At 38.1% G+C, this 24,982-nt stretch carries 22 protein-coding genes; 11 read left to right on the forward strand and 11 right to left on the reverse strand.

Annotated features, from left to right (window positions below):
* Window positions 1-65: 65 nt before the first annotated feature.
* The 3 genes from F0365_RS00205 (at window position 66) to F0365_RS00215 (ending at window position 4,890) form a co-directional block, all read left to right on the forward strand.
* Entirely contained in the window at window positions 66-1,016 is a 951-nt protein-coding gene (locus tag F0365_RS00205; RefSeq protein WP_169931795.1) for a calcium/sodium antiporter, read from the forward strand.
* Between the two features lie 120 nt (window positions 1,017-1,136).
* Window positions 1,137-3,323 carry a glutamine synthetase III gene (locus tag F0365_RS00210; RefSeq protein WP_169931796.1) on the forward strand — a complete coding sequence of 729 codons (2,187 nt, stop codon included), beginning with the start codon at window positions 1,137-1,139 and terminating at the stop codon, window positions 3,321-3,323.
* Window positions 3,324-3,711: 388 nt separating this feature from the next.
* Complete coding sequence (locus F0365_RS00215; protein ID WP_169931797.1) at window positions 3,712-4,890, forward strand: AIR synthase related protein; 1,179 nt, start codon at window positions 3,712-3,714, stop codon at window positions 4,888-4,890.
* 105 nt (window positions 4,891-4,995) lie between these two features.
* Here the strand turns inward: F0365_RS00215 and F0365_RS00220 are convergent, their stop codons facing one another.
* Both F0365_RS00220 and F0365_RS00225 read right to left on the reverse strand, forming a co-directional pair.
* Window positions 4,996-5,460: a peptide-methionine (S)-S-oxide reductase gene (locus tag F0365_RS00220; RefSeq protein WP_169931798.1), complete on the reverse strand. Its 465-nt coding sequence runs from the start codon at window positions 5,458-5,460 to the stop codon at window positions 4,996-4,998.
* Window positions 5,461-6,066 carry a hypothetical protein gene (locus F0365_RS00225; protein WP_169931799.1) on the reverse strand — a complete coding sequence of 202 codons (606 nt, stop codon included), beginning with the start codon at window positions 6,064-6,066 and terminating at the stop codon, window positions 5,461-5,463.
* Window positions 6,067-6,159: 93 nt separating this feature from the next.
* Between F0365_RS00225 and prfA the strand changes: the two genes are divergently transcribed.
* Both prfA and pyrF read left to right on the forward strand, forming a co-directional pair.
* Window positions 6,160-7,236, forward strand: coding sequence for a peptide chain release factor 1 (gene prfA / locus F0365_RS00230; protein WP_169931800.1), 1,077 nt, complete (start codon window positions 6,160-6,162; stop codon window positions 7,234-7,236).
* A 25-nt stretch (window positions 7,237-7,261) separates the two neighbouring features.
* Window positions 7,262-8,071 carry an orotidine-5'-phosphate decarboxylase gene (pyrF, locus tag F0365_RS00235; RefSeq protein ID WP_169931801.1) on the forward strand — a complete coding sequence of 270 codons (810 nt, stop codon included), beginning with the start codon at window positions 7,262-7,264 and terminating at the stop codon, window positions 8,069-8,071.
* A gap of 543 nt (window positions 8,072-8,614) precedes the next feature.
* Here the strand turns inward: pyrF and F0365_RS00240 are convergent.
* The gene (locus F0365_RS00240; protein ID WP_169931802.1) at window positions 8,615-9,415 is read right to left on the reverse strand and encodes a class I SAM-dependent methyltransferase; all 801 of its coding nucleotides are present in this window, start codon (window positions 9,413-9,415) and stop codon (window positions 8,615-8,617) included.
* A 62-nt stretch (window positions 9,416-9,477) separates the two neighbouring features.
* On the opposite strand from F0365_RS00240, the gene F0365_RS00245 reads away from it, so the two are divergent.
* Entirely contained in the window at window positions 9,478-10,632 is a 1,155-nt protein-coding gene (locus tag F0365_RS00245; RefSeq protein ID WP_240961766.1) for a class I SAM-dependent RNA methyltransferase, read from the forward strand.
* Window positions 10,633-10,962: 330 nt separating this feature from the next.
* Window positions 10,963-11,631 carry a ZIP family metal transporter gene (locus tag F0365_RS00250; RefSeq protein WP_169931803.1) on the forward strand — a complete coding sequence of 223 codons (669 nt, stop codon included), beginning with the start codon at window positions 10,963-10,965 and terminating at the stop codon, window positions 11,629-11,631.
* A gap of 690 nt (window positions 11,632-12,321) precedes the next feature.
* Here F0365_RS00250 and trhA read toward each other — a convergent pair.
* The 4 genes from trhA to mnmA all read right to left on the reverse strand — a co-directional run bounded on the left by trhA (window position 12,322) and on the right by mnmA (window position 17,645).
* Entirely contained in the window at window positions 12,322-12,951 is a 630-nt protein-coding gene (gene trhA, locus F0365_RS00255) for a PAQR family membrane homeostasis protein TrhA (protein ID WP_169931804.1), read from the reverse strand.
* A complete protein-coding gene (locus F0365_RS00260; RefSeq protein ID WP_169931805.1) occupies window positions 12,944-13,900 on the reverse strand; it encodes an NAD(P)H-dependent flavin oxidoreductase in 957 nt (318 codons plus the stop codon). The genes trhA and F0365_RS00260 overlap by 8 nt, the downstream gene beginning before the upstream one ends.
* 615 nt (window positions 13,901-14,515) lie before the next feature.
* Window positions 14,516-16,096 carry a S8 family serine peptidase gene (locus F0365_RS00265; RefSeq protein WP_169931806.1) on the reverse strand — a complete coding sequence of 527 codons (1,581 nt, stop codon included), beginning with the start codon at window positions 16,094-16,096 and terminating at the stop codon, window positions 14,516-14,518.
* A 352-nt stretch (window positions 16,097-16,448) separates the two neighbouring features.
* A complete protein-coding gene (gene mnmA, locus F0365_RS00270; protein WP_169931807.1) occupies window positions 16,449-17,645 on the reverse strand; it encodes a tRNA 2-thiouridine(34) synthase MnmA in 1,197 nt (398 codons plus the stop codon).
* Window positions 17,646-17,809: 164 nt separating this feature from the next.
* On the opposite strand from mnmA, the gene F0365_RS00275 reads away from it, so the two are divergent.
* The 3 genes from F0365_RS00275 (at window position 17,810) to F0365_RS00285 (ending at window position 19,813) form a co-directional block, all read left to right on the forward strand.
* Entirely contained in the window at window positions 17,810-18,784 is a 975-nt protein-coding gene (locus F0365_RS00275) for a fasciclin domain-containing protein (RefSeq protein ID WP_169931808.1), read from the forward strand.
* 87 nt (window positions 18,785-18,871) lie between these two features.
* Window positions 18,872-19,333: a GreA/GreB family elongation factor gene (locus F0365_RS00280; RefSeq protein ID WP_240961768.1), complete on the forward strand. Its 462-nt coding sequence runs from the start codon at window positions 18,872-18,874 to the stop codon at window positions 19,331-19,333.
* 21 nt (window positions 19,334-19,354) lie between these two features.
* Complete coding sequence (locus F0365_RS00285; protein WP_169931810.1) at window positions 19,355-19,813, forward strand: hypothetical protein; 459 nt, start codon at window positions 19,355-19,357, stop codon at window positions 19,811-19,813.
* Window positions 19,814-19,915: 102 nt separating this feature from the next.
* On the opposite strand, the gene F0365_RS00290 is transcribed toward F0365_RS00285, so the two are convergent.
* Entirely contained in the window at window positions 19,916-20,281 is a 366-nt protein-coding gene (locus F0365_RS00290) for a hypothetical protein (protein ID WP_169931811.1), read from the reverse strand.
* Between the two features lie 167 nt (window positions 20,282-20,448).
* The gene (locus F0365_RS00295; protein WP_169931812.1) at window positions 20,449-20,952 is read right to left on the reverse strand and encodes a hypothetical protein; all 504 of its coding nucleotides are present in this window, start codon (window positions 20,950-20,952) and stop codon (window positions 20,449-20,451) included.
* Window positions 20,953-21,236: 284 nt separating this feature from the next.
* Here F0365_RS00295 and rluF point away from each other — a divergent pair, with 284 nt between their 5' ends.
* The gene (rluF, locus tag F0365_RS00300; protein ID WP_169931813.1) at window positions 21,237-21,992 is read left to right on the forward strand and encodes a 23S rRNA pseudouridine(2604) synthase RluF; all 756 of its coding nucleotides are present in this window, start codon (window positions 21,237-21,239) and stop codon (window positions 21,990-21,992) included.
* 153 nt (window positions 21,993-22,145) lie between these two features.
* On the opposite strand, the gene F0365_RS00305 is transcribed toward rluF, so the two are convergent.
* Window positions 22,146-23,636, reverse strand: a complete 1,491-nt coding sequence (locus F0365_RS00305; RefSeq protein ID WP_169931814.1) for a TolC family protein — start codon at window positions 23,634-23,636, stop codon at window positions 22,146-22,148.
* Window positions 23,617-24,981, reverse strand: coding sequence for an HlyD family secretion protein (locus F0365_RS00310; protein ID WP_169931815.1), 1,365 nt, complete (start codon window positions 24,979-24,981; stop codon window positions 23,617-23,619). The genes F0365_RS00305 and F0365_RS00310 overlap by 20 nt, the downstream gene beginning before the upstream one ends.
* Between the last annotated feature and the right edge of the window lies 1 nt (window position 24,982).

A 24,982-nucleotide genomic window follows, 5' to 3' on the forward strand; every position in this document is an offset into this window, starting at 1 on the left:
TTTTTATCTATCGTTTTACTATTCATTGCTATTATCTTTTATTTTTGGCTTCTTAAAATAATCCTATGAGTATATTTTATTTATTGATAGGCTTGGTACTTCTAGTAATAGGTGGTGAATTTTTAGTTCGCTCCTCAGTAGGCCTGTCCTTAAAACTTCATCTTTCTAGAATGATCATTGGCCTTACGGTGGTTTCTTTTGCTACCAGTGCTCCAGAACTTATAGTCAGTATTCAATCAGCATTAGACGGTTTATCAGGACTTGCACTGGGAAACGTTATCGGTTCTAACATAGCAAATATTGCTTTAGTCTTAGGGACTACAGCTTTAATTGCTCCACTAGCTATTAATAGAGACTTTTTTAAGTTCAATTGGCCCTGGATGATGGGTTTTAGCATTCTATTATACATTTTACTCCTTTCAGGAAATAATTTGGTGCGTTGGGAAGGAGCTATTTTATTAAGTGCTATAGTTGTTTTTCTTATTTTACTGATTAGAAGAGCTCGCAAAGACCCAGAGGCCGCAGGTGTAGAAGAAGAATTACAAGAAGCCAAATGGTGGAAAATTTTTCTGTTTTTATTTCTAGGAGGTATGGCATTATGGCAAGGAAGTGAATTACTAGTTCAAGGCGCTGTAGATATAGCCGCTAGATTAGGTATTCCTGAAAGTATTATTGCCGTTTCTATGGTTGCCATAGGAACTTCTGTACCAGAACTTGCCGCCTCTATTATAGCAGCTTTGAAAAAAGAAAAGGCTATTTCGCTAGGTAACCTTATAGGATCTAATATATTCAACATAGGTTCTGTATTGGGAATTACTGCCTTGATCCAACCCATACAAATTGAAGAAAAGGGAATGGGTTTGTTAACTAATGATATTTACTGGATGTTGGGTATTGCATTTGCGCTGCTACCCTTGGCTTTTTTACCTAAAGCCTACCACATCTCTAGATACAAAGGAATCCTTTATTTAGCGGTCTACTTGCTATTTATCTATTCAGCCTTCTCTACCCTATAAATTATAGGGTTTGTTTACAAAAATTATAATATTGTTGATATTTAACCTCGTTTTTTTTAGGGCTAGATTATCATATTATAGTATTTTTGCAGCAATCTTTCAATAATAAACACACAACAGATGTCTACATTAAGATTTCAAGCTCTAAAAGAAACACTCAATCGCAAAGAAATTGCTGTTAATGAACCCGCAAGACGAAGCGATATTTTCGGAAAAAACGTCTTCGGCAAAGGTGCTATGCGCCAGCATTTAAACAAAGATGCTTACAAAAGCGTGCAAGACGCCATCGTTAACGGTAGTAAAATTGATCGCAATATTGCTGACCATGTTTCTACAGGAATGAAGGAATGGGCGATTCAAAACGGCGCCACTCATTACACACACTGGTTCCAACCTCTAACAGGAGCCACTGCAGAAAAGCACGATGCATTCTTTGAATTAGAAATGGATGGAACTGTAATGGAAAAATTTGGTGGTGGACAACTCGTTCAACAAGAGCCAGACGCCTCTTCTTTCCCTAATGGCGGAATCAGAAACACATTTGAAGCTCGTGGTTATACGGCGTGGGATCCTACATCTCCAGCTTTTATCATGGGAACTACACTTTGTATTCCTACTGTGTTTGTAGCCTACACTGGTGAAGCATTAGATTATAAAACGCCTCTTTTAAGATCCTTACAAGCGGTTGACAGCGCAGCAACTGATGTATGTAAGTATTTTGATAAAAATGTATCTAAAGTGGTTGCTACTTTAGGATGGGAACAAGAGTATTTCCTTATCGATAGCGCACTAGCTGACTCTAGACCAGATTTACAATTAGCTGGTCGTACTTTATTAGGGCACTCCTCTGCAAAGGGACAGCAACTAGATGATCATTACTTTGGTGCTATTCCTACACGTGTATTGAACTTTATGCGTGATATGGAAACAGAATGTATGCTTCTAGGTATACCTGTAAAGACACGTCATAATGAAGTAGCCCCTAATCAGTTTGAGTTGGCTCCTATTTTTGAAGAGGCCAACCTTGCTGTAGATCACAACTCCTTACTTATGGATGTGATGAGAAAAGTAGCTTCAAGACACTTTTTCAAAGTATTATTCCATGAGAAGCCATTTGCAGGAGTAAACGGTTCTGGAAAACACAACAACTGGTCACTAGCTACTAATACTGGAGTAAACTTACTTTCTCCTGGTAGTACGCCTATGAAAAACCTTCAATTCTTAACTTTCTTTGTCAATACGATTAAAGCAGTTCACGATCATGAAGAATTGATCAGAGCAACTATCGCTAGTGCATCAAACGACCACCGACTAGGGGCAAATGAAGCACCACCAGCAATTATATCTGTATTTATTGGTTCTCAGTTAACAAGAGTCCTTGACGAGTTGGAAAAAGTAACTGACGGAAAACTTTCTCCAGAAGAAAAAACAGACCTCAAACTAAACGTAGTAGGTAAAATCCCAGAAGTAATTCTTGATAATACCGACCGTAACCGTACTTCTCCTTTTGCTTTTACTGGGAATAAATTTGAATTACGCGCCGTAGGTTCTACAGCAAACTGTGCCAACCCGATGACCGTTCTTAACGCGATCGTAGCACAGCAACTGATCGAGTTTAAAGCAGAAGTAGATGCGCTTATAAAAGACAAAAAGCTTAAGAAAGACGAGGCTATATTCAATGTGCTCAGAGAGTACATTAAAAAATCTAAGAAAATCCGTTTTGAAGGAGATGGTTACGGAGAAGCTTGGGAAAAAGAAGCTAAAAAACGTGGCTTAAGTAATCATAAAACAACGCCTAACGCTCTTAAAGCTAAAGTTTCTAAGAAAAGTATCCAGCTTTTTGAAGGCTTGAACATTATGAGCAAGGTAGAATCTGAAGCTCGTTATGAAATTGAAGTAGAAGACTATGCCATGCGCATACAGATTGAGGGACGTATCTTAGGAGACATAGCTCGCAACCATGTAACTCCAACAGCTATTAAGTATCAAAATACATTGATCGAAAATGTAGTAGGATTGAAAGAAATCTTTGGTAAGGACTTCAAAAAAATGGCCAAAGAGCAAATGACTTTGATAGAAGAAATTTCTGAGCATATCGAGAACATCAACAAGGGTATTACAGAAATGACGGAAGCTCGTAAAAAAGCCAACAACGCAAAAGATGCAGAAGCAACTGCCGCAGCTTATTGCGATGATGTGAAACCATACTTTGATGTGATACGTTACCACTGTGATAAACTAGAACTATTAGTAGATGATGAAATCTGGCCATTAACTAAGTACAGAGAATTATTATTCACTAGATAATTCAATTTATACTATCTTAGGTTCAAAGCCCTAGAATTTAAATTCTAGGGCTTTTTTTTTATAGTTTCGCTTTCGCGAAAGAGTGTCATTAAGGCTATCGAAAACAAGCAGCCTACTTTAAATCAGGATTCTTCATCTACTAAATGAGTATCTTACTGCTACAATTAAATGAATCCTTAAAATAAAAAAACGTTTTTGACAGATCCTGGCTACTCCCATTTGGAGCATTCGATAAACCAACTTGTTTACTGCGTACTAAAAACTGTGACTGTCAACTAAGACGTAGACTTCAAATTTATTGATTTTCTTAACAACCTCTTCATATCTCCACACAACTGTCTTTGTACTTAGTACTTCATACTTCATACATTAATAGTAACTTTGCCACATGAGCCAAGACATTTCTAAAAGATATGCACAGCGCGGTGTGAGCGCTGGCAAAGAAGACGTACATAACGCAATAAAAAACGTAGACAAAGGATTATACCCACAAGCCTTTTGTAAAATTGTTCCTGATTCATTGACTGGGTCAGAAGAGCATTGTTTGATCATGCATGCAGATGGTGCTGGGACAAAGTCCAGCTTAGCCTATATGTATTGGAAAGAAACTGGTGATCTCTCTGTATGGAAAGGAATCGCTCAAGATGCCTTGATCATGAATGTAGACGACCTGCTTTGTGTAGGAGCGACAGATAATATTTTACTTTCTAGCACCATAGGAAGAAACAAAAACTTGATAACAGGAGAGGTGATTTCGGCCATTATCAATGGAACAGAAGAACTATTAGCCGATCTTAAAAAACACGGCGTAGAAATCATCTCTACCGGTGGAGAGACAGCCGATGTAGGGGATCTCGTAAGAACCATTATTGTAGATTCTACCGTTACTGCTCGTATGAAACGCAGTGATGTCGTAGACAATGCAAATATAAAAGCTGGAGATGTTATTGTAGGATTGTCGAGCTCTGGACAAGCCTCTTATGAAACTGAATATAATGGCGGGATGGGATCCAACGGTCTTACGAGCGCAAGACATGACGTTTTTAATAAAAGCTTAAAAGAAAAATATCCCGCAAGTTACGATGCAGCAGTTCCAGAAGATTTGGTGTATTCTGGCTCTAAAAACCTGACCGATCTCGTTGAAGGAAGTCCGCTGGATGCAGGTAAATTGGTTTTATCTCCTACTCGTACCTATGCGCCTATTATCAAAAAGATTCTAAGCGAGGTCAACCGAGAAGATCTACATGGGATGGTACATTGTTCTGGAGGTGCACAAACTAAGATCTTACATTTTGTAAAAGGTTTGCATATTATAAAGAACAATTTATTTGAATTACCGCCTTTGTTTAAAATGATTCAAGAAGAATCAGGGACGGACTGGAAAGAAATGTATCAGGTATTCAACATGGGTCATCGCATGGAACTCTATGTAAATGAATCTATTGCTCAAGAAATTATTGACATCTCAAAATCTTTTAATGTAGAGGCAAAAATCATAGGCCGTGTAGAAGCTGCAAGTTCTAAGAAATTGACTATTGATAGTGAGTTTGGAGTTTTTGAGTATTAGGTCTGAATAAATATCCCAATTATTTCCTGCATCTAAAAAGATAAATCAACGCAAATAATGGATTATTTCTAGAAGATACTGAAACAAGTTCAGTATGTCAGGTCATTAAGTTAAGCTTCTAACAACCTCCAACTTCGGCTCAATATACCGTTTACAAAAAGGCGCCTCTGGTCTGGTGAGGTAATAATTCTGTATAGATTCTCGCGATGGTTCAAAGGAGACCAATGGCAACACTTTAGTAATGTATGTTTGGTTTCGCTTTCGCGAAAGCGAGCTAATAATCCCTTCTATTCTACTTTCTAATTCTTTATCAAAATAATAGATCGCACTTCGATAATCACTGCGACGGCTGTGCTGCTTTGTTGCAGCATGTGTCTGTAAATGAATATCTATTAATTTTTCCAAACCTACATGATCTGTAAAGTGAATGATCACCGCTTCACTCCTATTTTCGTAAGGAGCCATACTAGCAACATAACCCTGCTCTACAAGTTCCACACCGTCAACAGCTTGAAAAACAGCTTCCGTACACCAATGACAGCCACCGCCAAGACCTAATTTGTATTTCATTTATTTAAAGCGGTAAGAAATGCCTATTTGGGCTAAAAAACTAATGTCTTCACCAGCTGTCTGCCAATTTTCTGATCCTCTAAAAGAATTGATAGGATCTGTCCATAAAACTGCAGTTTCAAAATTTAAACGAAGTTTTTCATGAAGCCTTAAGGAGTATAAACCACCAAAGGTAAGGCTCATAAAACGATTCTCAAGAGCTCTAAGATTCGTGTTCTTTTGTTGTTTAAACTCTTGCTGAGTCAGTCCAATTCCAAAATGGTAACCTATGTTAAACATTTTATCTGCTCTTAAACGCTCATATAATAATGAGGTTGTGAAGGTCTCCACCATTCCATCTAGCGGTGCAGCAGTCTGATAATCTTCTCCTACTATATTAACACTCGTGTTTTGAACACGCAATTTCACAGCATCGATACGATCCTTAAAATTATATTTGACATCTAGATATAAAGATGCGGGAGAATCATAAGCGGTAGCCACGTTATTGTCAGCTTCTTCTATAAAATAAAAGGCGCCAGTTCCTATTCCAGCTCCTATTTCAATAGTCTGAGCAAAAGAATTCATCGAGAATAAAAAAGCAACTGCTATAAGTAGGTTTTTCATGACACATTGTTTTTTGATAACACATCAATCAGCAAGTTTTATGCCGAAAAATTAACGGTTAATTCCGTATTTTCGCAGGACTTGAATTAGACCATGATAGATAAATTAAATATTGTAAAAAATCGTTTTGACGAGGTGAATGACTTGATCATACAGCCAGATGTAATATCTGATCAAAAACGATATGTACAACTTACCAAAGAATATAAAGATCTTAAAAAACTCATGGACAAGCGTGAGATTTATGTAGAACTTACGGCAAATCTAGAAGAAGCACAAGACATTATATCTGACGGTAGCGATGCCGATATGGTAGAAATGGCTCAAATGCAACTGGACGAAGCTAAAGAAGCTATTCCTGTACTAGAGGAGGAAATACGCATGATGCTGGTTCCTAAAGACCCAGAAGATGCTAAAAATGCCGTGATGGAAATACGTGCTGGTGCAGGTGGAGATGAAGCGAGTATTTTTGCTGGTGATCTTTTTAGAATGTATGAAAAGTATTGCTCTAGTAAAGGCTGGAGTACCAGTATCGTAGACACGAGCCATGGAACTAGTGGTGGTTATAAAGAAATCATCATGGAAGTAAATGGTGATGACGTTTATGGGACTTTAAAGTTTGAAGCTGGCGTACACCGTGTACAACGCGTACCTCAAACGGAAACTCAAGGACGTGTGCATACCAGTGCTGCAACGGTTATGGTATTACCGGAAGCTGAAGAATTTGACTTAGAACTAGACATGACTGAGGTACGTATAGAGCGCACCACCTCTACTGGTCCTGGGGGACAGTCGGTAAACACGACCTACTCTGCCATTAAATTACACCACGAGCCTACTGGAATGATTGTAAGTTGTCAAGATCAAAAGTCTTCTCATAAAAACTTAGAGAAAGCCCTCAAAGTATTGCGTTCTCGTTTATATGATATCGAACTAGCAAAGAAAATGGCAGCCGACTCTGAAAAGCGCAAAAGCATGGTAAGTACGGGTGACCGTAGTGCCAAGATTAGAACCTATAATTATTCACAAGGTCGCGTTACAGATCACCGCATCAACTTGACGTTGTATGACCTGGATAATATCATTAATGGTGATATTCAAAAAATCATTGATGAACTTCGACTGGTAGATAATACCGAGAAGTTACAGATGAATGATGACGACATATAACGGAGCATAGCAGCAAAGTATACAAATGACTTTAGAAAACCTTACCACCCAAATACTTGAGAAAAAATCCTTCCTATGCATAGGATTGGATGTAGATTTAGAAAAAGTACCCGCTCATTTATTACAGGAAGAAGATCCTATTTTTGCTTTTGCGAAAGCGATTATCGACGCCACTCACGACTTATGTGTAGCTTATAAACCCAATACAGCATTCTTTGAGGCTTATGGGGTAAAAGGGTGGATCGCTTTAGAAAAAATCAGTAACTACCTCAACGAGAATTATCCAGATCACTTTAGCATAGCAGATGCCAAACGTGGCGATATAGGAAATACTTCTACTCGATATGCCAAAGCATTTTACGAAGATTTGAATTTTGACAGTGTCACGATTGCTCCCTATATGGGTAAAGATTCTGTAGAGCCATTTCTGGCTTTTGAAAATAAATTTGCTATTCTTCTTGCACTCACATCCAACCGAGGAGCCTATGATTTTCAGACCAAAACGGTAGATGGAACACCACTGTATCAAGAAGTCCTTAAAACCGCTGCGCAATACAACAATAGCGACAGGTTAATGTATGTAGTAGGCGCTACAAAAGCTAAGTACCTAAAAGAAATACGTAAGATTGTTCCCGATGCATTTTTATTAGTTCCTGGCGTAGGTGCACAAGGAGGCAGTCTGGAAGAAGTAGTAAAGTATGGTAAAAATGATCAGGTAGGATTATTAGTAAATTCTTCTCGCGGTATCATCTACGCTTCAAAAGACAAAGACTATGCTGAAGCTGCGAGAGCTAAAGCAAAGGAATTGCAGGAGCAAATGGCTGGGTTGATTTAGAAAAAGCTTTATAGAAAGTTCTAGCATCACAGCCCCATCGTCCTAGCAGACATTTCTCCAAAAGGGAAACTCCATCAAGTTGACTTTTGATAAAAAGCAAAGCGATGCCGCTATGCAGCGGCATGACATTAAGCTTTAAAAGCTCTTTTCCTTAAAAAATGAAAATGGGGCTAAGCGAGTTCAGCAAGCTTTGGTCGGAAAGGTTGAAAGAAGATGGAAACCTTCTCTAGAATTAGCAGCATTTTAAAGCGTTTAAAAAACGAAAACAAAATTTAGCGCTACGATCCTCTTATTTAATTCGTACACAAATTAAATTTTCCCTTTGAGAAAAGCGGGAAGCTTTAAAATTACATAATCAATACTCTGCTAAGATCTTTTAATGCATGTTCTATTTGAAAAAACCTAAACACCCTAGTTCTCTTAATTTTAAATATTTATATTAAAATGTAAAAACTCTCGATTAAAGCATTTCCCTTCAGACCAATGGAAAACGGGTTACTCCCGCTATGCTGAGAACCAAAAGGCTTTGACAAGATGCTGGAATCAATTCCTAAACACCATAATCAAACGATCTGAAGTTTGTTGATCATAGTCTTCTAAATGGTAACTACCGTAAACCTCTATAAGATCTACTCCAGCAGCTGCAAAATACCTTTGGAAATCCTCTAAGGTTAAGGCACTTACTCTTTCGGTAAAATGGTAGTCGTGATCGTTATCTCTAAATTCTATCTCTTTGTATATAAAACCATTTTCAAAACGCCTGGAATTATGAAAGGTGATACCTGCTTCCGTTTTAGAGTTTTGTGCTACTAGATTTTTAATCACGTAACTCACATTCATAAAATCAATCACTCCATAACCACCTGGTTTCAAGTTTTCTTTAATAGCCTTGATCGTCCTTAAGTTATCAGCGGCGTCATCAAAGTAACCAAAGCTAGTGAAAAGGTTAAAAACAGCATCAAAAGTCTGGTCATAAGCACGCGTCATGTTGTGCACATGAAACTCGATACGAGAAGCATCGATAGGATTTAAGCTGTTGCTTTCTTCATTATTTGATACTCGCGATGAGGACTTTCTTAATTCCGCTTTCGCGAAAGCGATACTACTATCACTCAAATCAACTCCAGTAACACGATATCCCAGTTGATTGAGATACATACTATGACGGCCACGACCACAGGCGAGGTCCATAATATGAGCATTCTCATCCAACTTTAATCGCTGGCTAAGGCGCTGCATGAACGCTCCAGCCTCCGTGTAATCACGATCTCGATATAGGATGTGGTAATAAGGCGTATCAAACCAACTGGCGAACCACTGATCTGATGTGTTTAGATTGCTCATAGACCGCAAAAATACCTTAATTTTGTCGATCAAATTCCATGATGATGTCCCAAAATTTTAAGATGATTGCCAAAACGATTTTTGGCCTAGAAGAAGTACTTGAACAAGAACTGAAACAACTGGGTGCCACAAACATAAAACGTGGTGTGCGCATGGTGGAATTTACTGGAGACCAAGGCTTTATGTATAAAGCAAATATGATGTTGCGTACCGCTATCAGGATTTTAAAACCTATTTATAGCTTTACAGCACGCAATGAAGTCGATCTTTACGATGGGATTTATCAATACGACTGGTCGAAGCATCTTACACATCATGATACACTCGCAGTTCATGGAACAATTGCTTCTCAATATTTTAATCACAGCCAGTATGTGGCATTGAAAACCAAGGATGCAATCGTAGATCAAATACGTCGCAATACAGGTCAAAGACCAGATGTGGATACCAGACATCCTGATTTAAGAATATCAGTGCATATTAACGACCAGAATGTAGACGTGTCACTAGACACTAGTGGTGAACCCTTATACAAACGCGGTTATAGAACAATGACTAATGAGGCTCCAATCAATGAAGTTTTGGCAGCTGGAATTATATTATTGAGCAATTGGGACCAGCGTTCTACATTTATAGATCCTATGTGTGGTAGTGGCACGATTGCTATCGAGGCCGCTATGATAGGGGCTAACATTGCTCCTAACATCAACCGTAATGAATTTGGTTTTGAAAAATGGCCTGATTATGACAATGAGCTTTTTGAAAACATTCAAGCGAGTTGTTTAAAGAAAATGCGCGAATTTGACGGTAAAATTATCGCCCGTGATGCTGATGGTTATGTCATAGAAAAAGCTGTAGAAAATATAAAAAATGCCAATCTTACGGATTTCATTAATGTAGAAAAAGGAGATTTTTTTAGAGATCATCAAAGTGCGAGTGCTTTTTTAATGTTCAATCCGCCCTATGATGAGCGTATTTCTGTGGATGTGGAAGAATTTTACAAAGAGATAGGTGACACCTTAAAGCAGCGTTATGCCGGTTCTACCGCATGGATGATTACTGGAAATCTGGATGCATTGAAATTTGTCGGTTTACGTCCTTCTCGCAAGATCCAATTGTACAACGGTAAGATAGAGGCTAAGCTTGTGAAATACGAAATGTATAAAGGAACGAAGAAATTGCATAAGGTAAGAGCTCGTGAGGAAGAGGAAGAATAGGTATTAGGGATTAGGGATGTGGGATGAGGGATGAGGTAAAACTCTATTTAATAACTTTGCGATAGAACAAGCCGCTCCCTGAGAAATTTGGAATTAGCTATGAATGTTAATGGAAGAATATCGAGCTATATTTTCTGGAATAACAATAGTGGATTTTACAGTAAGCGTTGGAAAAGTAAATTACGATAGAACAAGCCGATCCCTGACAAATTTGGAATTAACTGTAATTAAAAAATTAAAAATCAAGAGCTAAATTTTCTGGGATGTCAACTAATATTTTACATAGGCATAAATCAGTCTTGGTCAACTCTAAACTCATAACTTCAAAACATGAATTTACTTCTACCTTTTCTTGCTGTTTTATTGGGTTTTGCTGCGGCACTACTGGTCAAACCACAATCTAAAAACCGCGTGAAGTTGCTGCTGGCTTTTTCAGGAGCCTTTTTATTGAGTGCGGTGGCTAGTGAGTTTTTACCTGAGATTTACAAAAGTGGCGACAGTACTTATGGCGCTTACCTTATGGGAGGGGTATTCTTGCAAATTATCCTAGAGTTCTTTTCTAAAGGAGCTGAGCATGGTCATTTGCACATCCATAAAGAAGTGGCTGTTTTTCCTTACTTGCTTTTTGGGAGTTTGTGCCTACATGCATTTCTAGAAGGAATGCCATTACAAGGCGAAACGAGTATGATTTATGGAATCGCAATTCATAAAATACCTATTGCCTTTATTTTTACTTCCTTTTTACTATCGAGTAAATACACTAGGTGGAATACGGTCCTTATTATATTGTTTTTTGCAGCGATGTCACCTTTGGGAAGTCTTGCTGCTGGAAACCTGGAGTTCCTTCAAGATTTTATGCTACCCATCAAAGCTATAGTTGCTGGAATTGTTCTTCATGTTTCTACCACTCTTATTCTAGAAGCTAGTGAAGCACATAAATTTAATCTGGCTAAGATTGTGGTGATGGTTTTGGGTGGAGTATTGGGGTTTGTATTGTAAGTGAAAGATTCTCTTCTAAGATCTTTATATAATTCTAAAGTCTCCTAGATGATTTAGATAGAATACCTACCTTCTCAGCAGGCGATCATTAATTGGAACCCTACTGCTATCCCTTAAAACAAACTGTTTTTTTTAATTACAATCAAAATCCTGCATATTAAAGCCGTGCAAAACTAAATCGATATTCCGAAAATACAACTCATTGAAAAAACAGAGAACTGTGATGATGTTTCTCTTTTAAACTCCATATTAGAGATTTTAAAAGATAATAAGACAGTTAAAGAACCAGAAATCATCTATGAGACTGATTTTGATCTTGAAAAGGAATTAGATGAGGCTCTTTAAGACATAGCAGCCAGATGGTTTCACACTCACGAAGAAGCATTGAAACTAATTAGAAGTTGGTAGTTTGATTATCCGGTCTCCAAAATCCCTATAAGATCTTGAGCAAACACGAGAGAATTTAACGTAATTCGCTCGTTTTGTTACTTCAAAAATCCAGAGTGAGTTAGAGGGTATATTCATACAATTAGAATCGAACCCAGATCAATTCCCAATAATTGATTCCAAAAAGAAAACACATAAAGCAATTCTTTTAACCTATAATTCTATATATTTTGGAGTAATTAATGGCAATGTGCATATTTTGAAGTTCTTCTCCAACAGACAAAATCCAAATAAACTAAATTTCTAAACCACCACAAACCAAACCATTGCTGCATGGCTCAAACTACCGCCCAATACAAATAGGTGCCAGATCACATGATTAAAATAGAGTTTGTTCCAAACATAAAATACAATTCCTACCGTAAAAAAAATACCGCCGGCGATTAAGAGGTTCATTTGTAAATAAGTGAATGCATCACTTAAAGTATGGAGGTCAAAGACAATCATCCATCCCATCACCAAGTACAAGACACTTGAGAAGGCTTCAAACTTTCCTGTAAAGAACAACTTCCATATGGTTCCAAATAAAGCGATTCCCCAAACAGCTGCTAGAATATACCAACCACTAGATTGTTCTAAAGTAATCAAACAAACTGGCGTGTAGGTTCCTGCAATAGAACCATAAATAGAAATGTGGTCTAACTTTCTGAGTTTAAATTTTAAAACACCTTCTTTTGCTCTGTGATAAGCAGTTGAAGAGAAATACAAGAAAAGTTGTGATGCGCAATACACCAAAAGTGCCGCTAACATATACTCCATAGACCAGTCTGCATTTGCAAATAATACAATGCTTATCACTATAAAAAGAAGAAACCCAATCCCGTGCGTGATTACATTCCAGACCTCTTCTAGGTCCGTTTGTACTCTAGCCATGAATAGATTTATTTAGAAGTTCTTTTCTAGCCTCTTCGTATTCGGCAACCATATCTTCTACCACTTGAGCCGCAGGAATAATGTCGTCTATCAATCCTGAGATTTGTCCTATTTCTAACTCGCCGTCATTCATATCCCCTTCAAACATTCCTTTCTTTGCTCTTGCTCTACCTAAAAGTGTTTTTAATGCTTCGGGAGTTGGGGCTGTTTTGTAGAGCTCTTGAACATCGTTCCAAAATTTATTGCGCATCATCCTTACTGGGGCCAATTCTTTCAATGTCAGATGTGTTGCTCCTTCTCCCGCCTCTACAACCGCCTTTTTAAAGTTCATGTGACTGCTTGCTTCATTTGTCGCGACAAATCTGCTTCCTACTTGTACGGCATCTGCTCCTAAAGTTATAGCTGCAAGCATCGCTCGACCGGTAGCAATTCCTCCAGCAGCGATCAACGGAATATCAATTGCTTTTGCTACTTGTGGTATTAAGGTCAACGTGGTCGACTCTTCTCTACCGTTATGTCCGCCAGCTTCAAAACCTTCAGCAACAACTGCATCTACTCCTGCTTCTTGCGACTTTAAGGCAAATTTTACAGAGCTCACTACGTGAACTACAGTGATACCAGCATCTTTTAATCGTTTTGTGTAGGTCTTAGGATTTCCTGCACTTGTAAAAACAATCGGCACTTTTTCTTCAATGATAATTTCTAAAATTTCTTCTAGATCGGTATAAAGTAAGGGAACATTTACACCATAAGGTTTGTCTGTTCCTGCTTTAGTTTTTTGGATGTGTTCTCTCAATACCTCTGGATACATAGATCCAGCACCTATTAAACCTAATCCGCCAGCGTTACTGACTGCGGTGACTAGTTTGTGACCACTTGCCCAGATCATCCCGCCTTGAATAATGGGGTATTTGATATTGAATAATTTTGTGATAGGATTTTGTGGCATGAAGGTTCTTACTTGAATTTAAACTTGATGCAAATTTAAGGAAGAATGCTTAGGTAAGAGCATCGTGTCAAACCCTTTTGGTTGGCAACAAGTTGCTCCACTTGTTTTGCCTTCGTCTGAAAGGAAATGCTTGGACTGAGGAAGGTTTTAAACGTTTATTTAAATGAGGTGTGGGATTTGAAACGCCAAGTAGGTGTCTTAGCATTGTTTAAAACGGATCGAATTAAAGGAGATTTACAGGTGAATACTTTATTTATTAGAAAGTTAAAAATTATATTCTTTAAAATGGAATTTTATCAATTCTCTAAACAACGCAAACACCCAATTCTTATTTTCCACTTCGACGAACTCAGCGCATCACCTCAAAGGGAAAACGGTACTTCTGATTTTTTTATCCTGATGCAGTAGGTACATGTGATGGTTTTTCCTCAAGCGAAAAGTCCACAAGACAAAGGATGTTTGCGGTGCTTGAATTTAATGCTTAGTTGTTTTATTTTTACGGCACCTTTCTAACTTTTCAATCAAAGATCGTTTCACTCACTTTGCCCACCTATGCATTCCTCTCATTTCGTAAACTACAATCGTCAAATGCAGGTGCTTAGGAAAGGAGCAATTTTACCTAATGACTACCTTATAACTCTTCTCACTATGATCGATTCTAAATAGATACAACCCAGTAGTTACTTGGTTGAGATCGATGAAACCTTCTCGACTATATGCCTTTTCAAAGACCAGTTGCCCTTGTAAATTATAAAGCTGGAAAGAGGTGGCGTTTTCGCCTAGAGCGGTATTGAAAATCAACTGTTTGTCTTGTACATAATAAATAAAATCCTGATCGTTAAGACTGGTCGTGCTCAAAGTTTGTTGTGCGGCTCCAAAATCAGGAATTCCATAACCCAACAAATTATCTGGAGTCATGGCTTGATTAGCACTGGCTCTTACGGCATCGACTATTTGTTGAGGCGTAAGGTTGGGAAAGGCTTGCATCAAACAAGCTACCGATCCACTAATTAAAGGAGCACTAAAAGAGGTGCCACTGGTAGCTACCAGAATACCAGATTCGTCTATGGTTGCCGTGGCGCTTCCTTGAGCGGCAATATCAGGACGAATACGACCATCTACTGTAGGTCCAGTACTAGAGAAACTTGATTTTACTTCTGCGGCAGTCACAGAACCTATAGAAAATGCACCCAAGGCATCTGCTGGGGCAGAATTGTAAGGATGAAGATTGCTATTACCGGAATTTCCTGCGCTGGTAACCACTATAATCCCTTTTTCAAAAGCAACATTAGTTCCTCGAGAAATAAAGGCTGTTGTGCCGTTCATGTCTTGATAATCGAGACTTTCTGCAGTGTTATCAAAACCCAAATAACCTAGCGAAACATTGATGACATCCACACCAAGAGAATCTGCACGCTCTGCGGCTTGCACCCAATAAGACATTTCGGCTGGAGTTTCTTGTAAGGCTTCTTCTGTTCTAAATAAATGATAGCGCGCATCTGGTGCAGTTCCTTCAAAATTACCCGGTTCATTTCCTGCCATAACACTCAATACTCTTGCCCCGTGATAATGATCTTCATAAATAGTAGCATCTCGATCCACAAAATCCCAGCCACCAGCGATTCCGTTATTATTGCGTAATTGAGCAAAACCAGTATTCACATCTACATTAGGAAAACCAGAATCGGTCACGGCGATCAACATTCCATCTCCTGCATTTCCTGTATTGTGCAAATCGTCCAGACCTATCATTTGTATTTGATTTGTTGCCGTACCATATGCCAGTGGTGTGGTGACCGTCTGAGCAAACTTATCTTCATAGCTTCTAGAAGTACTTTTTGTAGGGTCTGCATAATCGATACTGGATACAAAAGCAAGGTTTGCTAGTGCGTCAATAGCTGTTGTTGTTCCTACTACATGAACACAATTGAACCATTTAGATTGTGCTTTGTAACTGATTCCCAGTTGCGCTTTAATTTGTGCTACATAAGCTTGATTCACAGGCATATCTCTGTCGTCAATAGGGATGTTGTGCCTCGATTTGCGGTCTAGGGCTCTTTGAGTTAAAATACTCTGAGGGTTGTTAAGTGACGCTACCGCATTAGGTTTATCAGCAAAGTAAATCCAAGCGTGAAAATCTTGGGCATTAGATATGCTTGCCATACCGATAATTAAAAAAAACACTACCTTTTTCATAGCTTGAAAGTTACATGATTTCTATCACAAAACTATTAAGACTAAAATCTAGCACCGCAAGCCTCTCTCTTATCTCTCCAAAGGAGAGAGGATTAATTTTTCCTTTGTAAAGAGCTTTTTGATTAAAATTGAGTTGGGGTATAAACTCCAGCACCCTAAGCCTCTCTCTTATCTCTCCAAAGGAGAGAGGGTTAATTTTCCTTTGTAAAGAGCTTTTTGATTAAAAATTAGGTTTGGATATAACCTCTAGCACCCTAAGCCTCTCTCTGATCTCTCCAAAGGAGAGAGGGTTAATATTCCTTTGTAAAGAGCTTTCTGGTTAAAATTGAGTTGGAGTTTATTCTTGATTTTATCAAGCAATTACCCCAGAACCTAAACACTCGTTATTTTGGTACCAAGCTACAAACTGGCCCGGAGAAATGGCACTTTGCTCGTCATCAAAAATAACGTAGAGTCCATTTTCCACACAATGCAATGTCGCTTTCTCTAAAGTCTGACGGTAACGTATACGGGCCATTACTTCTAGAGTCCCTCCTACTTCTATCTCTAGATCTTCTCTGATCCAGTGCGTTTCGGCAACTGTCACAAAAAGACCACGCCTGTATAATCCAGGATGATTTTTTCCTTGACCTACATAAATCGTATTGGTATTCACATCAGTTTCTATCACAAAAAGCGGCTCTGGTGTCCCACCTACGGCGAGTCCTTTGCGTTGCCCACGCGTAAAATAATGTGCTCCTTGATGGGTCCCTACTTTTTTTCCTTCTGTTGGATGGTATTTACGCTTTCGCGAAAGCGTCACCAATTCATTATCTCGGCCAGCATCTTCCACAGGAACAAGCTCTAGCATCTTCTCGCGACTGGTCTGTACATCGATCTCCACGATATCGCCAGCCTTAGGTTGCAATTGCTGTTGTAAAAAATCAGGTAGTCGTACTTTTCCTATAAAACACAAGCCTTGAGAATCCTTTTTTCCTGCTGTAATTAAATTCTGGGAAGCGGCTATTTCTCTCACTTGAGGTTTCTGTAAATGACCTATTGGAAAAAGTGTTTTAGCGAGTTGCTTTTGAGAAACTTGACAAAGAAAATAGCTTTGATCCTTATTTGCATCTTCACCACCTATCAAATGATGAATTTCTTCACCGTTTTCTATGCTGGTTGATTTCTGGCAATAATGGCCTGTTGCGACAAAATCAGCACCTAGTTCTAAGGCAATATCCATAAAGACATCAAACTTGATCTCTCGATTACAAAGCACATCAGGATTAGGTGTACGTCCACGAGCATACTCGTCAAACATATAATCTACTATGCGTTCCTTATATTCATTGCTTAAATCTACCGTTTGAAATGGAATGCCCAACTTATCTGCGACCAGCATCGCATCGTTAGAATCTTCTAACCACGGACACTCATCACTTATAGTTACGGTATCATCGTGCCAGTTTTTCATAAACAAACCGATGACCTCGTGACCTTGCTCTTTTAATAAAAATGCGGCAACGCTAGAGTCCACGCCGCCAGAAAGTCCTACTACTACTTTTGCCATACTGCAAAAATACGATAAGAGCAGTCGATTAGGGTTTTGAATCTATTAGATTTTTCTTATAGCTTTAGGTATTTTGTCTATGAATAAATGGAAAGTTTTTCAAAGGTTTAGAGACAATTTAACTAGTTTGTTTTCGTTATTTTGTAAGTTGAAAAGAAAAAGAAATGAATACTACTTTTAAAAAATGCACCATTGCTTTATTGTCTATAGTTGCCGTTCTATATACCTCTTGTGAAGATGCAGATGATAATGGGAATATTATAGATCCTAATAACTCTGCCTACGACTTGACAGAAACCAACTCCGAATTCAGTATTCTCAATACGGCGTTGATACGAACCGGACTGGACGCAACCTTAGATTCACAAGGAACCTACACCGTTTTTGCCCCTAATAATGCAGCTTTTAATCAGTATTTTACTGAAAATGGTTTTGCAAATATTGAGGCAGTTCCTATAGCAGATTTAAGAGCTATTTTACTTTACCACGTTCTCAATATTGAAGTGACTAGTGAATTATTAAATACTGGTTATATAAAAACCTTAGGGAAGGATGAAGAAGTAGAAGCATTAGATTTATTTATAGAGGCTACTACTTCAGTTGTATTAAACGGCAGTGTCACGGTAACCCAAGCCGATATTGAGGTAGACAATGGTGTGGTTCACATGATTGATAAGGTGTTAGACTTACCTACTGTAATCACTCTCGTTGCTGCAAATCCAGAATTTAGCAATTTAGAAACCGCACTGTTACAACAAGGACTAGAAATCACTTTATCCAATACAGATGCAAGCATGCAAGATCCATTTACGGTCTTTGCTCCTACAGACGATGGATTTCAAGATTTAGTAGACTTAGATCCTATGGACGGTCTTACTAGCCTTCAAGATATTCTTGACCTTACCAATCTTACCGATATCTTATTATATCATGTTGTAGGAAACGATCGCATACGCTCTGGAAACATAAGCAATGGAGTTGTCATTGACCCTATCACTACAGGAACCTTTTCCATAAACACCACGTCTGGCATTCTAATAACTGATGAACAGATGACAGAAGCAAACATAACCGCTACAGATATTACCGCTGTTAATGGAGTCATTCATAAAATAGATATTGTGATACGACCTCTGTAACTCGAACACTTACAAAATTTTAAAAAGTCTCGCTCTTTGGTGGGACTTTTTTTATTCTATATTTACCACAATAGTACATTTATGAATATGATCAATTACCCAGAATTTAAAAAAACCATCAATACACACTGTCTTGAAACTGTGGGTGATCGATTAACGACTATCGAAAAAAACCTAGATTCTTTAATGGATGCTAAGCGCAATGAAACAAAAAGCAGTGCCGGAGATAAGTATGAAACAGGCAGAGCCATGATTCAAAATGAAGAAGAGTTATACAAAAGACAACGTGCTGAAACTTCTAAAATCCTCGATCAGTTGCTACGTATCGATCCAGATAAGGAATGCCATCAGGTAGAACCTGGAGCATTGGTGATATTGCCTTCTGGGTTATTCTATGTAGCTGCTGGAATGGGTAAACTTTCTGTGAATGAAACGGACTGTTTTGCGATATCCCTATCTTCTCCTATAGGTCAAGCATTGAAAGGTAAAAAAAAAGGTACCGTCATTAGGTTTCAAGATCAAGACGTGATGATTTTAAAAGTGTATTAATAATTCTGTAATTCCTTTATTATGTCTTCTAAATTAAATCAACAACTAGCCGAAGTCACCTCATTTATCAAAAAAGGCGATCAACTTAACCTTAAGGTTTCTGATAAAGGTACTTACTGGCATCTGGATCACAGCTTACAGGTATTAAATGGTATTTCAGAAACTTTGACCAACTCTAATCCAGAAGATTACCAGCCTAAATTCTCGCTGCCTAAGTTTATAATCATGAATACAGGCTTCATTCCGCGAGGAAAAGGTCGCGCACCTAAGCAAACCATACCTGAGGGCGGGATCTCAGAAGAAAAATTACTTTCTGACCTTGATAAAATTAAAAACGCAACAAAAGACCTCAACAACTTAGCAGAAAATAAAAACTTTAAACATCCCCTTTTTGGATATTTAAATCGTATGGATACGATTAAGTTTATGGCGATTCACACCCAGCATCACTTAAAGATCATGAGAGATATTGTGAAATAATAACTTGTAGTACAAGGAACCGGAGTCTGTGGACGAGTTCCTTTAAAACAAAAAATCCAGCTTAAAAAACTGGATTTTTTGTTTATATATGAGATGGAATATTTACTCCTCTTCTTCGTCTTTTTTCTTGACCTTAGGAACAAATAAAGCTGCCCGTTCCAATAATTTTTCGGATACTTTGAACTCTCCACTAAATTCATAAGTGGCGTCTTCTCGGCTAAATTTAAAATAAGCAGATTTGGCCCATCTTAAGTCGGTTGCTTTTTTAAGAAATTGCTCGTGTGTAAGGATTTCCTCTACCTCATCATTTTTCCATACGAGTACGCGATAAATACCTACTCCATTTTTCATACTTCTCTCAATAACCTCTCTAAAAGCGTCTGATGAGAATACCTGCACTCCTTCTTCAGTAACCTTGTAATCAAGGTCTTTAAATAAGATAGCAGTTAAGAATTGTTCTAAAGTCATGGTTCATTTTATTTCAGATGGCAAAGGTACTGCTATCCTCTTTTATATTGATGAATAGCGCTTATAATTATGGAAATACAAGCAATACTTATTACCGAATAAAATAATAAGTGTCCGTATACTTTCTGGCTATGCTTATCGGCAAGCAGGCAGGCGGAAGTCTTTTTCTAAGCGTTCTGCCCAAAAGGATTTTGTGGATCATAGCCTGGCTCAAACTGTGCTTTTACATGAGGTTTATTCAAATCCAAAATGGTAAAAACCCCTAGAAGGATTCCCAATATACCCGTGATACAATTGATTATTGAAATAGCAAAAATAAAGTTATAATTGCGTCGCTCCTTCATATATTTTCCAGCTAATAAAGTTAAGATACCTATGGTAACCGTAATTACAAATCCTACTGCTCCTATCACAATAAAAATACTCCCTGGATGAAATGGAAGGTCTGGGTCATTATTCATAGATCCAAATGTCAACGCAGTTCCTACAAACATATAGAGTAAAAAGAATAACGAAAATAAAATCGTTAGGATTCCCTTTACCAAATGCAGCGTTGCAAAAGTGCTTAAATTATCAGTAGGCATATACTGGTAATAAGGCTGCTGGTATTGTTGTTGTTGAAAAAATTCAGATTGACGCTGTTGATTTTCTTGATTTTGATTCGTTTCCATAAGGATAGATATGCTTATAAGTAGTCCAAAAAATAATTTTGTTACAAAGGAGAACTAATTAAGGAACTCCTGCTTTAAGAATCAGCCATTTCCTTTTAATAATTGTATTTATACAACCATATTAGCCTTAATTAGAAACTCTTTGGAGCTTGTAAGAATACATCCCTTAGAAAGTTACAATTAGGTTTATAAAGCAGAGAATATTGATATTTGTATTTATTTAGCAGGTATAAAGTCTGTTATAGAGGAATGTATCATAAGGATCAAAATCCTACCTTTGCAACATGTCAGAAACTACTGGAATACGCATTAATAAATACTTAAGTGAGCAAGGATATTGTTCCCGCCGCGCCGCAGACAAACTCATTGAGCAAGAGCGTGTCACTATAAACGGGAAGGTTCCTGAAATGGGTACTAAAGTCCTGCCTGATGATGCCGTGGCTGTAGATGGTGAATCTATTTCTAAGAAAAAAGAAAAACCGGTTTACATTGCATTTAACAAACCCGTAGGTATTGTTTGTACTACAGATACCAGAGTAGAAAAAGACAATATCATCGAATTCATCAATTATCCTACCCGTATTTTCCCCATAGGAAGACTGGATAAGATGAGTGAAGGACTTATTTTCCTTACTAACGATGGTGATATTGTCAATAAAATCTTACGCTCTCGAAACAATCACGGTAAAGAATACATTGTCACCGTAGATCGTAGTGTTACCGAAAGTTTTATTAAAAAAATGCGTTCAGGAGTCCCTATTCTTGATACGGTAACTAAAGAATGTGAAGTAGAACAAATAGGACGTAAAACCTTTAGAATAGTACTTACACAAGGTCTCAACCGACAAATACGACGTATGTGTGAGTATTTGGACTACCGAGTGACCAAGTTAAAACGCATACGCATCATGAATGTATCGCTAGACATACCCCATGGTACCTATAGAGATCTTACTAAAGAAGAGCTGGATGAAATAGACCGGCTTACCATCGAAAGTACCAAAGAATACCATAAAGAAAAAAAAGATTCTAATATCTAGAAAAAATAAAACACCGCTACCTTAAACACTTCAACAAGCTAATGCAGGCAGGCTCCGTAACAGTGACTCCTAAATTCAATACATCACTTATCTCGTTAATTGACATTTATTTTTAGAATTGTGATGGCAATCTCTAATTAACCATAAAATAAATTACAAATTCTCAGGAACTAAGGCGAGACTGTTAAAAAGCCTTGCTTTAGAACTCAACAGTTTCACACCGACTTCTAGTCTTTTAAGACTTGCCTCTATAAGCTTAGTTTCTCTAGCGTTGATTAAGAAAATAGAGCTGTCTCCCAACTCAAACTTGCGCTCTTCTACAGTGAGCATGAGTCGAGAATCTTGTACTATCTCTTGAGTGATATCATTTTGTATAAGGTAGGAGTCGATCTCGTTGAATATAGTTTTTACCTTATTTTCTATAGCGAGCGAGGTGGCTAGCACATCATATTCTGCATCTTGTAATTTGATTTGTGCCAGTTTTAAATCCCCGCGTTCCTTTCTGAGAAACAAAGGCATAGAAAAGGATAAACCTGCTTTGTAATCACTCAATTGGAAAGAATTACCATTATCCCATTCTGGAGAAATCGCATCATAACTGGCTTCTATTTTAGGTAATAACATATTCCCCTTCAGCTGCCGTTCTACGTCTAGCTGATCCATTTTAAGTCGCAACGCTAGAATTTTAGGATGATTTTCTACCGTAAATAAATCTAATGACTGTCCCATTATCTCTAAGGCTGCATCAATTTGAGAGATCAGATCCTTTTCTGGAATAACCGTTTCTTGTAACTCTACAGGAACGTCATCTAGCCATAAATAATTAGATAGTTCCAGTCTTTTTTTGATAAAATCAATTTTTGCTTGTTCAAATCCCAACAGTCTTGTCTTTACTGCAATACGAGCTTCCACAGAATCGATGACAGCCTTATCGCCTGTTTCTACACTGCGCTTGATACCATTAAGGCGTATCTGAGCATTTTTTAAAATCCCTTGAAACAATTCTTTTTCTTGGGCTGCTTGCCACCATTCAAAATAGACTTCGGTTGCGTCATATAAAACGGCGTTGACCAGTAGATCTCTTTCAGATTGTGTTTGCTGTCTGAATAATTTTGCTTTTCTTAAGGTGGCCATACGGTCATTGATCCACAATCCTTGACCTAATTGCACACTAATTCCTGCGCTGTATAATCCCTCTTCTGGAACATTGAGAGACGGATTTAGAAAGGCTCCTTCATTGCGCTCTGCCCCGGCTTTAAATTCCACTCCATACCAAGTGGGAATCTTAAAAGCACCTCGCAACTCATCGTAATATTCAGTTCCTTTAAAATCTTTACGATCGTAATCTACTTCGATTTTAGGGTCAAAACCACCACGAGCTTTGAGTAATTGCGCTTGACCTTGATCTACCACGAGTCCTGCTTGCTTTACTACTGGATGGAATTTTTTTACGTAACCTAAAAATTCTCTTAGGCTCATGATCGTGGTGTCAAGTAATATGGTTTGAGGAGCTTGCTGTGTGTTTTGCTTTCCTGCCTGCCGGCAGGCATGGCCCGAAAGCGGAACCGCCTTCAAACTCATAGAAACAAATAGCACCAAGACCGCAAACCAACAAGAGAATAAGTTACTTTTTCTTCTTCTCATTGGTCTCTTTTTTAGTAGTTTCTGGTATGTAATAATTTGCCGGGAAACCATTAAGTCTACGCCATAATTCATACCAGATAGGCACATCTTCCAATAACGCAATAGTGCGTGCACCAGAGCCTGGACGCAAAGCATCTGGCCAGGCATGATCTTCTTCATCTGGAGCAAGTAAAATTCTATATTTACCTTTACCTTCTGTAATAAAAGTCTCTACAGCAATCACTTTTGCACCATACGTACCATAAGAAGCATTAGGCCATCCAGAGAAAATGATTGCTGGCCAGCCGTCAAATTGTACCCGTACTTTCTCACCCTCATGGATCAAAGGTAAATCTATAGGTTCTACAAAGGTCTCCACAGCAAGGTCGTAATTAGTAGGCATGATATTGATCAATGGTTCACCTTCCTTAAAGGTTTCTCCTATACCACCCAAAATTGCTTTATTGATAAATCCATCTTGAGGAGCTTTTACAAAATAAAGATCGGTTCTAATTTGATAATTAGAGCGATCTGTCTCTAATTTACTCACCTCTGCCTCTACATCTAACTGGCTGGATTGTGCTGTAAACTGTTCGGCACGAGCTTTTGCAATTTTCTCTGCATATTCCTGTTTGATGCGACCTAGTTCAATTTCTGCGACTATTACCGCATTTCTAGTTTGCAATAGTTTTTGCTCTTGAGAATTTGCCTTAGCCATAGTACTTCTAGCTTTTAGGTTTTTATCTTCCACATCTACCGTAGATTTAATGCCTTCACTTTCTAGCTGCTCTGTACGTTCCAGCTGTTTTTGAGCTATTCTTTCATCATTATTTGCAGCTATAAGATCTATACTGTCTTGATCTATTTTTAATTTGGCTTGAAGCAATTTATTTTTTGCTTGATCCAATTTCAGCACTCTTTCACCTGCGAGAGCTTCTATTTGATTATCTAATTGTCCTATTTTTTCTCGATACGATTGTACACTTGCAGATTTTGCGTCTATTTGCTGCCCTGCACGAATTACCAAATCAGGGTCCATATACTCGCTTTTTACCTCGCTTATTTCTAAAATAGTATCTCCTTTCTCAACTCGATCTCCTTCTCGCACATGCCAGTGTTCAATACGACCAGCGATGGCAGATTGTAGCGTAAGCGGTCTTTGATCTGGAGTTAATGTCGTTACAAAACCGTTTCCACTTATATTTTGTGTCCAAGGTAAAAACATCAATATGATAGCAAAAAGAGCAAAACCGCCTAAAAATCTATTGAAGTATTTGTAATGCTTGCGTTTCATCACTTTTCTACCCGCATTGAAATTATTCAAATTAGGTTGGTCCTTGAGCTCATTTTTAGATATATTAAGCATA

This window comes from Nonlabens sp. Ci31, assembly GCF_012974865.1.
Lineage (GTDB): Bacteria > Bacteroidota > Bacteroidia > Flavobacteriales > Flavobacteriaceae > Nonlabens.